The following is a 12,685-nucleotide window of genomic DNA, read 5'->3' on the forward strand; positions in this document are numbered from 1 at the left end:
GCCCCGCGCCCGGCGGCGCTCAGGCGGTCGCGGCGGCCAGCTCCGCGCGCGCGGCGGCGGCCTTGCGGGTCTTGCCCGCGCGCGACGGCGGCTGGCACAGGCCGCAGACGAAACCTTGATGCGGATCATGCGCATGCGCGACGAAGTGACCGCCGCAGCGCGTGCACGGGGTCGTCTGCAGCATCCCCGAGTCGAAGAAGCGCACGAGCGTCCACGCGCGCGTGAGGCTCAGCGCCGCCTCGTCGCCGGACAGGTTCACGTGCTCCAGATACAGCCGGTATGCCTTCACGATCGACTGGATCGGCTCGCAGCGGCCGTGGTCCTGCATGAACCGGTAGATGTTGTAGAACAGCGACGAGTGGATGTTCGGCTGCCACGTCATGAACCAGTCGGTCGAGAACGGCAGCATCCCCTTGGGCGGCGACACGCCCTTCAGCTCCTTGTACAGCTTGATCAGGCGGTCGCGCGACAGGCTCGTCTCCGCCTCGAGCAGCTGCAGCCGGGCGCCCAGTTCGATCAGCTCGATGGCGAGGGTGATTTCCTTCACCTCGATCACGACGCTTTTGCTTGCCATGGTGAATAACCGTCCGCTTGACGTTGTTCGGATGAATGGCCAATACGACGCCGCCGGCGCGCTGCGCCGGGACGAACGCGAGGCGGGGAAGGATCAGCGGATGCTTTCGACCGGCTGGCCGGCCATCAGGATGGCCGAGTGCGCGTGTGCGACGACGTCGCTGCGCCCTTTGTCGGCGAGCGAGGACAGCAACGCGTGATCGTCGAAGCGGAAACGGCACAGCAACTGGTTCGACGCGGCGAGTTTCACGGTCTGGGCGAGCGTGAGGTTCGCGAGCACGTCGGCCAGTTCCTGCGAGATTCCCATGCGGAACATGCCCATCGCTTTGTCTTCCCGCAGCAGACGCTGCGCGAGGAGGAGGTACGACAGGTTGACCTCTTTGATCTCACTGAGCATTTCGCTGGTAGCGCTCATGATTCCCCCGTTAAAAGCTTTGCCTTGGCCTTTCGTGTTATGAAAACGTTTGCTCGATCAGTCGCACTCGGCGCTCGGTCGGCACGTTTATAGTCTTACAGGCCGAATTTTGGCCAAACGGCATTTATGCCGGTATCAGCAAAGTGGCGTATGCCATGCAAGATTTGTCTGTAAACCGTGTAGGAATTTTTCCGACAAGGCGAATTGAAAGGAAACAGGCGGCGGGGCATGCGGGGCGCGGATCCGACCGATTCGGCTTCGGCATCGGGGCGAATTCGGCGAAAGACTGTCCGGCAGGCTTCCGGACGGTGAATCGGTAAAAATTATAGTGCTTTTTCACAATAGCGCAACAATAGCTCTATCCGCCCCGCTTCATGTTTTATGGGCCTTTCCATCAGGGTTTTCGCGTATTTCAGCGTGTAACAAGCCTTAAGTGTTTGAAAAAACACTCGAACCCCGCAAGGCGATATCGATAATGGACTCCAATGGGCGGCGGCGTGAGCCGCGCCGGCCCGCCCCGCAGCTTGCCGCCCGACGCCCCGCGCACCGCGCCACGGACGGGCCACGTACCGCAGAACGCGGCGTCGGCGAGTTCCGCAACCGTTGCACCGGACCAGCACACGCACTCGAGCGCCCACGCTGGTCGACACTGGAGAACGCCCCATGCGTATTGCCCAGATCGCGCCGCTTTACGAAGCTGTCCCGCCGAAGCTCTATGGCGGCACCGAGCGTGTCGTGTCCTACCTTACCGAGGCGCTCGTCGAGCTCGGCCACGATGTGACGCTGTTTGCCAGCGGCGACTCCGTCACGTCCGCCCGCCTCGAGGCGGCGTGGCCGCGCGCGCTGCGCCTCGATCCGTCGATTCGCGATTCGATGGCGCCCCATATGCGGCTCATCGAGCAGGTCGCCCGCGTCGCGCACGAATTCGACGTGCTGCACTTCCACCTCGACTACCTGCCGTTCTCGCTGATGTCGCGTCTCGATACGCCGTATGTGACCACGCTGCACGGCCGCCTCGACCTGCCGGAACTGCAGCCGGTGTTCGACGCGTTCCCGCGATCGCCCGTCGTCTCGATCTCGAATTCGCAGCGCAAGCCGCTGCCGCAGGCCGCATGGGCCGGCACCGTGTATCACGGGCTGCCCGAGACGCTGCTGACGCCGCGCCCCGAGGTGAAGCCCGAATATCTGGCGTTCCTCGGCCGAATCTGTCCCGAAAAGCGCGTCGACACCGCGATCCGGATCGCCGCGCAAAGCGGGCTGCCGCTGAAGATCGCCGCGAAGGTCGACAAGGCCGACGCCGACTACTTCAAGGAAGTGATCGAACCGCTGCTCGGCGAAGCGCACGTCGAATTCATCGGGGAAATCAACGAGGCGCAGAAGCCGGCATTCCTGTCGGGCGCGAAGGCGCTGCTGTTCCCGATCGACTGGCCGGAGCCGTTCGGCCTGGTGATGATCGAAGCGATGGCGTGCGGCACGCCGGTCGTTGCGTTCAACCGCGGCTCGGTGCCCGAGGTGATCGAAGACGGCGTGACCGGCTTCATCGTCGAGGACGTGCAGGGCGCGGTCGGTGCGCTGCACCGGATCGACAGCCTGTCGCGCGACGCGATTCGTGCACGCTTCGACACGCGTTTCAGCGCTAAAGCGATGGCGCGACGCTATGTCGAAACTTACGAATCGCTTTGCACGGCGGCAAAACGGCCGACCTTGCGCCAGGTCGCGAGCGCCTGACGCCGAAATTCAGCCGGAAATATTCTGTAAAATTCGCGCCGAAATTCGGCGTGTAAAAGCAAAGAGCCGCATCGTCGATGCGGCTCTTTCTTTTTTACCGGTCATTGGATCAGGAAGCGATCGCGGTTTTTCCCGACGATCCAATTCGGCGGCTTGCCGCGGCCACTCCACGTGGCGCCCGACTTCGGATCCTGGTATTTCGGCGGCAGCGGTGCCTTTTTCGGCGGGCGACCGCGCCGCGCGCGCTCCGCGAATCCCAGGTCCTCGGCCGTGAGGCCATATTCGGCAATCATTCGCTGGACCTCGGCAATCACCGCCGCCACTTCCTGACGCCGCACGTCTTCCGCCTGTGCCTGCAGATCGGCGATCTGCGCCTTGAGTTTCGCGTATTGAGACATTTTTGGACTCCCCTTTTTCCATGATGCGGTTCCGGCGAGTCTGGCCGGAACATCGACACCTGTTACGCCACCTGCACTGACGCGCTGCACTTCGACATTAATGCCGCCATCTTTAACCAATCCGGCCATATCGAGAATGCGGACTTATTCTAATAAGCGCCATTCGTCTGCCATTCAAATTTAACAATCGTTGACCCTCAACGAGCCGATTCATTTTCTATAATCCAGACCAATTCCAGGCGACGGGATTATTCGGCGAGTCGTCCGGTTGTGATCCATCCGCTCGAACGAGGTCCTTACATGAATCTTTCTCAGCGTCTGGCTGCAGAGGTATTCGGCACGTTCTGGCTGGTGCTCGGCGGGTGCGGAAGCGCCGTGCTGGCTGCCGCCTTTCCGGGCGTCGGTATCGGCTTTGCCGGTGTCGCCCTTGCGTTCGGCCTGACGGTGCTGACGATGGCATTCGCGATCGGCCATATTTCGGGTTGCCATCTGAATCCGGCCGTCAGCGTCGGCCTGACCGTCGCCGGCCGCTTTCCGGCGCGCGATCTCGCACCGTACATCGTCGCGCAAGTCGTCGGCGCCACGATCGGCGCGTTCGTGCTGTATCTGATTGCATCCGGCAAGCCGGGCTTCGACGTCGTCGGCAGCGGCTTTGCGACGAACGGCTTCGGCGACCGCTCGCCCGGCCACTACTCGCTCGGCGCGGCGTTCATCTGCGAAGTCGTGATGACGGGCTTCTTCCTGTTCGTGATTCTCGGTGCGACCGACAAGCGCGGCGTGCCGGCCGGCTTCGCGCCGATCGCGATCGGGCTGTGCCTGACGCTGATCCACCTGATCTCGATTCCGGTCACCAACACGTCGGTGAACCCCGCCCGCTCGACCGGCCCGGCACTGTTCGTCGGCGGCGATGCGATCGGCCAGCTCTGGCTGTTCTGGGCCGCGCCGCTGATCGGTGCGGTACTCGCCGGGATCATTTACCCGCTGGTCGCCGGGCGCGACGATGCCGTCGACCTGCTGCCCGCATCCGCTCGCACAAGCGAATAAAACACTACGGGGTGACGCGAGCAGAGCAGCGAGCCTCACGCTGTCCAACAATATCGAGGCAGGCTATTTCGACGGGCGCCATGTGCGCCCGTTTTTCATTTCCGCTCAGGACGCGGCGACGCCGTCGACGGTGTCCTCGAGCGCGAACAGCGTGCGCAGGTGACGCGCGACGCCCGCATCGAAGTTGTTGCCGATGCGCGGGATGTGCGGCAGCTGCGCGATCAGATCGGGATTTGCGTTGTTCATCATGAACGCGTGACCGGCGGTTTCGAGCAGATCGATGTCGTTCATATTGTCGCCGAACGCGATGCAGTGGCCGGCGTCGACGCCGAGCCGACCGAGAACCGCGCGCAGCGCGCGGCCCTTCGACACGTTCGCCGTCATCACTTCGAGGCAGTCGGGCAGCGAGTACGTGACGTACAGCGCATCGCCGAACTGCACGCGCATCTGCTCGGCGACCGCCGCCAGGTCGGCCGGCTCGCCGATGTACAGCACCTTCGCGATGTCGGCGCCGTCGTGCGCGGCCATGTCGATCACGTCGTAGCGGAAACCCGAATCCTGATGGAATTCGAGCAGGTGCGGCGCGTCGCGATCGATCAGCCAGCCGCGGTCGGTGAACAGGTTGACGATCACGCGCCCGTGCGCGCCGACCACGCCCGGCTGCACGAGCCCGCGCACGATCGCCGGATCGATGTCCTGCGCATGGATCGCCGTGTCGTCCGGCGCATGCACGCGCGCGCCGTTCGACGTGATCAGGTACGGCCGAATGCCCAGCACGTCGCGGATGCCTGCGACGTCCGCGTAGTGACGCCCCGTCGCGATCACGAACTGCAGGCCGTCGCGGTCGAGCCGGCGGACGGTCTCGATCGTGTACGGATCGAGCTGGTGGTCGCTGTTCAGCAGGGTGCCGTCGAGATCGGTGGCGATGACTTTGTACATATCGGGCGGGGTAAAAGGCGCGCAGGATTCTGCGGAACCGTCATTTTAACGTCGTGCCCGGAGGCGCGTCGGGTGGTGGCGGAATGGGGGCGTGGGCCGCCGTTCGCCCTTCGCCCTTCGCCCTTCGCCCTTCGCCCTTCGCCCTTCGCCCTTCGCCCTTCGCCCTTCGCGGGCCAGTCTGCCGTTTTCTGCTCAGCCCGCTTCGGCTTCCTTCAACGTCCGCAGCGCAAGCCACAACGCACCGTGTGCGGAATCGTTGATCGGTGCGCGCAGCCGGGCGGCATAGCGCGCCGGTACCGCCGGCGCGAGCGCATCGGCCAGGCCGCCGCACAGCGCTACCGGCAATGCCTGATGCGGATCGAGCGCATCGATCATCTTGCCGATCTCGTCGCCGGCCTGTGCGATCAGCGCGGCAGCATAAGCATGTGTGCGGTGCGCGAGCACGATCGGCGCGAGGCTCGCGTAGATCGTCTGGCTCGCATCGCACGACCACTCGACGAGTGCGTCGCGGTCGCGCGCGCCCGTCTGCTCGAGCAGTGCATCGGCGAACGCGTCGCGCGGCACACGGCCGTCGAGCGCCTGCTGCGCGTAGGCGAGCGCGCGCATGCCGAGCCATGCGCCGCTCGCTTCGTCGCCGGACGGAAACCCGAACCCGCCCGAGATGCGGCAGATGCCCGCCGCATCGAGCGACGCCGCGATGCTGCCCGTACCGAGCGCGACGACGAGCCCCGGCGCGCCGCCGTGCGCGCCGACGACGGTCGTATAGGCGTCGCTCTCGACTGCGAGCGTGCCGAGCGGCGCCTGCGCGCGGAACGCCGCGAGCCACGCGGCATTGTTGACGCCCGCGAGCCCGCAGCCGAGCGCGCACTGCGACCACTCGAACGCGAACCCTGCGCGCCCGAACGCATCGGCGCAGGCCATGCCGATCGATGCCCACGCGCGCTCGATGCCGAGGCCAAGGCCCGACGGACCGCCGCGCCCCTGCGCGAGCTCGTTTCCGTGGCGATCGGCCAGTACCACACGGGTGCCCGTGCCGCCGCCGTCGACCCCGATCGCAAAAAGTAATGCCGCCATGCCGTGACCCCGCTGATTCGAAACAGGCGCCAAGCTTAACCGGATCGGCACCGCGCGCCCATCTGCCGTTCGGCCAGCTATCCCGTGCATGGGCCTTCCGCTATGCTGGCGCGATCGAATCGACACTGGAACGAGGCTGACGATGTCGCAGCGGTGCAATTGGGTGAAGACGGAAGCGGATGCTCACTATCACGATACCGAGTGGGGCGTGCCGTCGCATGACGACCGCCACCTGTTCGAAATGCTGATCCTGGAGGGCGCGCAGGCGGGGCTGTCATGGTCGACGATCCTGAACAAGCGGGCCGGCTATCGCGAAGCATTCGCGGAATTCGACGTCGACGCGGTCGCGCGCTTCACGCCGAAGCGCATCGAGAAACTGCTAGAGAATCCCGGCATCGTGCGCAACCGCGCGAAGGTCGAGTCCGCGGTGACCAATGCGCGGGCCGTGCAGCGCATTCGCGACGAGCACGGGTCGCTCGCGCACTTCCTGTGGTCGTTCGTCGACCATACGCCGATCCAGAACGCGTGGCAGTCGTATCGCGACGCCCCCGCGTCGACCGCCGAGTCCGATGCGCTGAGCAAGGCGCTGAAGGCGTACGGCTGCAAGTTCGTCGGCTCGACGATCTGCTATGCGCTGATGCAGGCAACCGGGATGGTCAACGACCACGAGGTCGGCTGCCCGTGCCACGCGCAATGCGCAGCACTCGGCGGCCAGCAGCCGGCACGGCGCCGCAACGCGGGCTGAAGGCGGCGAGGCGTTATCGGCCGGCCGGGTCTGTGGCTCGCCGGGCATCGGCAATCGCCGCGCCCCGTCGCAACCTGATTTGTCGCCGGGCGTGTCACGCGTGCCGACGTCCGTTCGGCTGCCCACACGCACGCTGCGCGTCGCCCGCACCCGCGCGCTGCGCTTCGTCACCCACATGCAGATACCCGCAACGCTGAGCATCGCGATGACGATGCCGAGCACTCATCGCGACACGGCCAGCAACGCCGGCGATCCCGGCTTCGCGTGCGCCCGAGCGCGCGGACTCGGCGATCCGCTCGCACGGTAGCCGTTCCACCGTAACGGCGCGCGATTGGAAGCCCGTGTTCGGGCGGCCAAACAGTTTCACATTCGGCTGGTTTGCTGCGATGCGCGGCGTTCCAATTCCATGCGAATGATTCTTCCGGCAGCTTTGACAATAATGGGGCCTGCGTCGGACACCATCTTCGGCTGCCCCTCTTGTCACAGCCCGCGGTCGTTTTCGGCGCCCAAAAGCAAAACGGCGGAGCGGCTTCTTTCGAAGCACACTCCGCCGTTTCGCGGCAAACCGTCAGACGCTCTTAGTGGAGCTTCTTCGGCAGCATCTGGCTGCGCAGGCGCTTGTGCAGGCGCTTGACGGCTGCTGCCTTCTTGCGCTTGCGGACTGCGGTCGGCTTTTCGTAGGACTGGCGTTCGCGCAGTTCAGCGATCAGGCCATTTTTTTCGATAGCACGGCGAAAGCGGCGAATCGCCACTTCGAACGGCTCGTTTTCTTTCAGAAGAATCGTCGTCATGTCGTTCCTAAATTGCTTAAACGGTCAAAAACGTAGCGGCCAAGCGCCACGCACCGGCCATCCGGGCGTTCCCACAACAGGCGAAACGAGCGGAAATACGGCCTCGGAGGCCGGAAAAGAGAGGCGGAAAGCACCGCGAGTACGCTTCACAAGCCGCGTGCAGCGCCGCGTTTGACTGCCAGCAGGAATGCCGCAAGGGCATCGGCGTGACAGAAAATCTCAATTCAGCCCGCCATCATATCAGGGAATCACAGACAAAACCATCCTTTTGTCGATTCCGCGTGCGCATCCGCACAACATCGCGGCCGAGCCATTCCGCCCCTGTTTTTCGTCCGTGGCTCCGTGTCGGTCCGCTCGAAATGACAAAGAAGGACAAAAAATCGGGCCGAATGACAACGATGCCCTCAAGTTTTGTTTTGGGCCGCCGAAATCCTGCTCTGAGGCGGCCAGCAATGAACGAGTGCTTCCGCCGATGCCAAAACGGCTTTCCAGGGCTTTCGGCTTAAACAGGAGAATTTTTCATGCTCGGAATCAATAGCAACATCAACTCGCTGGTTGCTCAGCAGAACCTCAACGGCTCGCAAAACGCCCTGTCGCAGGCAATCACCCGCCTGTCGTCGGGCAAGCGCATCAACAGCGCGGCTGACGATGCAGCAGGTCTGGCGATCTCGACCCGCATGCAAACGCAGATCAACGGCCTGAATCAGGGCGTGTCGAACGCGAACGACGGCGTGTCGATGATCCAGACCGCATCGAGCGGCCTGTCGCAGATCACGTCGAGCCTGCAGCGTATCCGCCAGCTGGCCGTGCAATCTTCGAGCGGCTCGCTGTCGCAAAGCGACCAGCAAGCGCTGCAGACCGAAGTGACGCAGCAGATCGCTGAAGTGAACCGTATTGCTTCGCAAACGAACTACAACGGCAAGAATCTGCTCGACGGTTCGGCTGGCAACATCAGCTTCCAGGTCGGCGCGAACGTCGGCCAGACGATCGGCCTGAATCTGACGCAGAGCCTGTCGGCCGCGAATCTCGGCAGTGGTACTGTCCAAGCTGGGGTCACGCTGGGAAGCTTCACCGGCCTGAGCCTGACAAGTGGCGGTGTGCAAGCTCCTGCTGGCTCGACTCCGGCGATCACTGCCGTTAACGTAATCTCTGACGGCAAGGGTGGATTCCAATTCACCGATCAAAACGGCAGCTCGATCAACACCGCGGCGGCAGGCCAACTTTTCACGAGCACCGGTGGCGCCGCTGGGAATCAGTTCCAAAATGCAGCCGGTGTCACAACGCCCCTGCAACTTTCTTTCAACGCAAGTGGCGCCCTGTCGGGAACCACTACGGGCTTCCAGACTCAAGCAGCTGCGGCAACCGCGCAACAAGTTAACGCTATCTCGGGTGCTAATAGCGCAACGTCGACTTATCCCGCTGCGCCGACGAGCGGCAACTTCGCAAACCCGGGCGTTGCTCTCGGTAGCATTACTGGCCTGAACCTGAACGCAGACGGCACGGCAAACACGGGCACGGCACCCGCAGCAATTACGTCGATTCAGATTTACGGGGATGGCAACGGCGGGTACACGTTCGGCATTAACGGAACCGACCCGACCACCAACGCACTGTCAGCTACCGCCACGAGCGCACTGTTCAACGCTGGTGCCGATCCTACCGCAGGCAATCCCGGTGCAACGCTCTCGGTCAAAACGGGTAGCGCTCTGGATGACGGCACCGGCTTCACGGTCCCGACAGCAATCGCATCGAACGCCAATGCACTGAATACGGTCAATCAGGATAACGTACCGGTGGCGGTCTCCAATATCGACATCAGCTCGACCATTGGCGCCAACCAAGCGATGGAATCGATCGATAACGCGCTGGCTTCCGTGAACAACCTGCAAGCTAACCTCGGCGCCGCACAAAACCGTTTCACCGCAATCAGCGCGACGCAGCAAACGCAGTCGACCAACCTGTCGCAAGCCCAGTCGCAAATCCAGGACGCGAACTTCGCGCAGGAAACCGCGAACCTGAGCAAGGCACAGGTGCTGCAACAGGCCGGCATTTCGGTGCTCGCGCAAGCGAACTCGCTGCCGCAGCAGGTTCTGAAGCTCCTGCAGTAATATCGCTTCTCGCTGTCACGCCCGGGGCCTCGCGCAAAACACCGCGCGGCGCCCCGGGCGCTTTGGCCTTACACGCCGAAATCAACCGAATCGCAACACCGCAGGCCTTCACGCACTACGCGTTCGATAACCACATACGCATCGCTCATCCGGGGCACGGAGCCGTCATATGTCCACCGTCAACACCAGCACGTCCAGCGCCAGCGCGGACAGCGCGCTTCAGCAAGCCGCGCAGTCGATCATCAGCGGCTCGACCGGCAACTCGACGATGGACGTCAACTCCCTCGTGACGGCGCTCGTGAACGCGAAAACGGCCGGCCAGACAGCCTCGCTGACCGCAAAGCAAACCTCCGACAACACCCAGATTTCCGCGTACGGCACGCTGTCGGCCGCGTTGAGCGCACTGCAGACCGGCCTGACGACACTCACCAACGGCTCGCTGCAGAGCACCTTCACCGCGACGGCGAGCGGCAACGGCCTCACCGCGACAGCCGGCCAGGGCGCGGTCGCCGGTAGCTACAACGTGAACGTGAGCCGTATCGCATCCGCGCAGGCATTGTCGTCGGTCGGCTTCACCGACCCGACCAAGGGCCTCGGCAGCGGCACGCTGGCCCTGTCGCTCGGCAGCCAGTCGTTCTCCGTCAAAGTCGACAGCTCGAACAACACGGTGGCCGGCATCGCGGCCGCGATCAACGGCGCGTCGGGCAACCCGGGCATCACCGCGACGGTCGTCACCGGCACCGACGGCGCCCACCTCGTGCTGAGCTCCGCATCCACCGGCGCAGCCAATACGATCAGCGTCGCAGTCAGCAACCTGAGCGGCGACGCTGGATTGTCGAATCTCGGCGTCACGTCCGCCCCCGGCCAGAATGGCGGTCCGTCGACCTACACGTCCGCCAACACCAAGGCCGCATGGACGCAGAGCACGCCCGGACAGGATGCCGCGTTCTCCGTCAACGGCATCAGCGCAACGAGCTCGACCAACACGGTCAACACCGCGATCGCCGGCGTGACGCTGAACCTGACGTCCGCCGCGGTCGGCGACGCGCAAGCACAGACCCTGACGATCGCGCCCGACACGAAATCGCAAGCCACGGCGATCAACAATTTCGTGAGCCTGTACAACACCCTCGTCACGACGATGGGCACGCTCACCCAGTTCACGTCCGGCGCGACCACGCAAGGCCCGCTGCTCGGCGACTCGACGCTGAACACGATCAAGAACACGCTCGCATCGCTCGTCACGACGGGTGTGAAGAGCGGCAACTCGACGCTGACGCTGTCGTCGATCGGCGTCACGCTGCAGGCCGACGGCACGCTGCAGACCGACAGCACCAAGCTCAATACCGCGCTGCAGAGCAACGCAGCAGGCGTCGCCGCACTGTTCAACTCGACGAACGGCGTCGGCGCGCAAATGTCGAAGGCGATCACCAAGTTCACGCAGACGGGCGGCCTGATCGACGTGCGGACGTCCGCGCTCAACGCCGACCTGAAGAGCATCGCGCAACAGCAGTCGAGCCTCGCGGACTACACGACCCAGCTGACGAAGCAGTACCAGGCGCAATTCACCGCGCTGAACACGCTGATGGCGACGATGAACAACAATTCGCAATACCTGACGCAGTTGTTCGGCGGCACGAACAGCGCCGGCGCCTTGTCGAACAACAAGTAAACGGCGCGGACGAGGCGGAAAAATGGAACAGCACGAACTGATCGAGCGGCTGAACGCACTCACCGACGACATCGAACACGCAGCGTCGATGGCCGACTGGGCGGAAGCCGCGCGTCTCGCGGAAGTCCGCTCGCCGCTGCTCACGACGCTGACGGCGAACCAGCCGCCGGAAGGGCTCGCCGCCGTTAGGCGCATTCAGGCCAGCAACGAGCGCATTTTTGCCGAAGCGCATCTCGCGCAGCGCGAACTCGCCGACGAATATCAAGCGGCCATGGGACGCGTGCAGGCCGTCAGCGAATATCACGACATGGCGCGCTTGTAACGGCGCCCGCGAAGCCGTATCCACGAACAACAAGCACTACACGCCGAAGTGAGGGCGTGCTCGTTCGACTCATGCCCGCGTTCGCGCGGGTATTTTTTTGTCCATCGATCCCATACGCGCCGACGGCACGGCGCAACGGGAATCGCGTTCAATTACTCGACGAACATGTGATGCAGCCGCGCGTGCAACACGTCGGCACAGAACACGTCCCAGTATTCGAGCGTGTATTGCAAATGGAAATGCCACGCGGCATCCACCGCGACCGACGGCGTGACGGGATGCCCGGCCGCCTGAGCAAGGAACGCGAAACGCTTGTATTCGTCGATCACGGCGAGCGCGTGCGCATGCGTCCAGCCTTCCGCGTCGGCAAGGCGCCGGCTGTACGGCAGCGCGGCATGCGGGTCATCGGGGGAATAGGCCTGCAGGCGCGCAAGCAGGGCACGCTGCGCGTCGGTCAGCACGCAGGCGTCGCCTGCGCCCGGCGAGAACGGAATGGCTGCCATCGGAAGTCGGCGCGATGCGCGGACGGCCGCCGCGATCGACGTCTGGAGTTGTCGTTGCGGGGGATTCTCGCATACCGGCGCGGCAGGGAAACGACGCAGGGAACGGCCTGCTGGCGACGATACGCGATTGCGTCGGCGTGATCGCGCAGCACCGGGAAGTCACGCGGACTCGACCGATTGCACAACGCCGCACTGCGGGCACTTCGGGGAACGATTCGGGTAATACGACGCCTGGAATCAGGCAATTTGGCGCGCCCGGCTGGGATCGAACCAGCAACCCCTGCCTTCGGAGTTTTGCCGGCCCTCTCGCAACCCTTATAAATCAAAGCCTTACGCAACTCGCAAACTGCAAAAACAAGGCTGCACAAGGTCA

General features: G+C 64.0%; 12 protein-coding genes and 2 pseudogenes. 6 read left to right on the forward strand and 8 right to left on the reverse strand.

The genetic code is table 11. From position 1 onward, the window contains the following. Positions 1 to 19: 19 nt before the first annotated feature. The gene (gene flhC, locus O1Q03_RS12060) at positions 20 to 574 is read right to left on the reverse strand and encodes a flagellar transcriptional regulator FlhC (RefSeq protein WP_269503687.1); all 555 of its coding nucleotides are present in this window, start codon (positions 572 to 574) and stop codon (positions 20 to 22) included. Between the two features lie 93 nt (positions 575 to 667). Further along, positions 668 to 988, reverse strand: a complete 321-nt coding sequence (gene flhD, locus O1Q03_RS12065) for a flagellar transcriptional regulator FlhD (protein WP_269503688.1) — start codon at positions 986 to 988, stop codon at positions 668 to 670. A gap of 663 nt (positions 989 to 1,651) precedes the next feature. Here flhD and O1Q03_RS12070 point away from each other — a divergent pair. Beyond that, entirely contained in the window at positions 1,652 to 2,716 is a 1,065-nt protein-coding gene (locus tag O1Q03_RS12070) for a glycosyltransferase family 4 protein (protein ID WP_269503689.1), read from the forward strand. Positions 2,717 to 2,817: 101 nt separating this feature from the next. Here O1Q03_RS12070 and O1Q03_RS12075 read toward each other — a convergent pair whose 3' ends face one another. Beyond that, positions 2,818 to 3,114 (reverse strand): H-NS histone family protein, encoded by a 297-nt coding sequence (locus tag O1Q03_RS12075; protein ID WP_269503892.1) that lies wholly within the window; start codon positions 3,112 to 3,114, stop codon positions 2,818 to 2,820. Between the two features lie 300 nt (positions 3,115 to 3,414). On the opposite strand from O1Q03_RS12075, the gene aqpZ reads away from it, so the two are divergent. Continuing rightward, a complete protein-coding gene (gene aqpZ / locus O1Q03_RS12080) occupies positions 3,415 to 4,158 on the forward strand; it encodes an aquaporin Z (protein WP_269503690.1) in 744 nt (247 codons plus the stop codon). Between the two features lie 105 nt (positions 4,159 to 4,263). On the opposite strand, the gene O1Q03_RS12085 is transcribed toward aqpZ, so the two are convergent. Both O1Q03_RS12085 and O1Q03_RS12090 read right to left on the reverse strand, forming a co-directional pair. Continuing rightward, entirely contained in the window at positions 4,264 to 5,097 is an 834-nt protein-coding gene (locus O1Q03_RS12085; protein WP_269503691.1) for a Cof-type HAD-IIB family hydrolase, read from the reverse strand. A gap of 192 nt (positions 5,098 to 5,289) precedes the next feature. Then, the gene (locus tag O1Q03_RS12090) at positions 5,290 to 6,171 is read right to left on the reverse strand and encodes a BadF/BadG/BcrA/BcrD ATPase family protein (protein WP_269503692.1); all 882 of its coding nucleotides are present in this window, start codon (positions 6,169 to 6,171) and stop codon (positions 5,290 to 5,292) included. A 142-nt stretch (positions 6,172 to 6,313) separates the two neighbouring features. Here O1Q03_RS12090 and O1Q03_RS12095 point away from each other — a divergent pair, with 142 nt between their 5' ends. Then, positions 6,314 to 6,916 carry a DNA-3-methyladenine glycosylase I gene (locus O1Q03_RS12095; RefSeq protein ID WP_269503694.1) on the forward strand — a complete coding sequence of 201 codons (603 nt, stop codon included), beginning with the start codon at positions 6,314 to 6,316 and terminating at the stop codon, positions 6,914 to 6,916. A gap of 126 nt (positions 6,917 to 7,042) precedes the next feature. Here the strand turns inward: O1Q03_RS12095 and O1Q03_RS40165 are convergent. After that, a pseudogene (locus O1Q03_RS40165) lies at positions 7,043 to 7,169 on the reverse strand (PepSY domain-containing protein); the annotation flags it as partial. Positions 7,170 to 7,494: 325 nt separating this feature from the next. Next, complete coding sequence (rpsU, locus tag O1Q03_RS12100) at positions 7,495 to 7,707, reverse strand: 30S ribosomal protein S21 (RefSeq protein ID WP_006401410.1); 213 nt, start codon at positions 7,705 to 7,707, stop codon at positions 7,495 to 7,497. A gap of 521 nt (positions 7,708 to 8,228) precedes the next feature. Between rpsU and O1Q03_RS12105 the strand changes: the two genes are divergently transcribed. From O1Q03_RS12105 to O1Q03_RS12115, 3 genes are all read left to right on the forward strand, one after another. Beyond that, a complete protein-coding gene (locus O1Q03_RS12105; RefSeq protein WP_269503696.1) occupies positions 8,229 to 9,815 on the forward strand; it encodes a flagellin N-terminal helical domain-containing protein in 1,587 nt (528 codons plus the stop codon). Between the two features lie 169 nt (positions 9,816 to 9,984). Then, positions 9,985 to 11,487 carry a flagellar filament capping protein FliD gene (gene fliD, locus O1Q03_RS12110; protein ID WP_269503698.1) on the forward strand — a complete coding sequence of 501 codons (1,503 nt, stop codon included), beginning with the start codon at positions 9,985 to 9,987 and terminating at the stop codon, positions 11,485 to 11,487. 22 nt (positions 11,488 to 11,509) lie between these two features. Beyond that, positions 11,510 to 11,809, forward strand: coding sequence for a flagellar protein FliT (locus O1Q03_RS12115; RefSeq protein ID WP_269503700.1), 300 nt, complete (start codon positions 11,510 to 11,512; stop codon positions 11,807 to 11,809). Positions 11,810 to 11,973: 164 nt separating this feature from the next. Here the strand turns inward: O1Q03_RS12115 and O1Q03_RS12120 are convergent. After that, a pseudogene (locus O1Q03_RS12120) lies at positions 11,974 to 12,312 on the reverse strand (glycine-rich domain-containing protein); the annotation flags it as partial. Positions 12,313 to 12,685 lie beyond the last annotated feature (373 nt).

This window comes from Burkholderia sp. IMCC1007, from assembly GCF_027257875.1.
Taxonomy (GTDB): Bacteria; Pseudomonadota; Gammaproteobacteria; order Burkholderiales; family Burkholderiaceae; genus Burkholderia.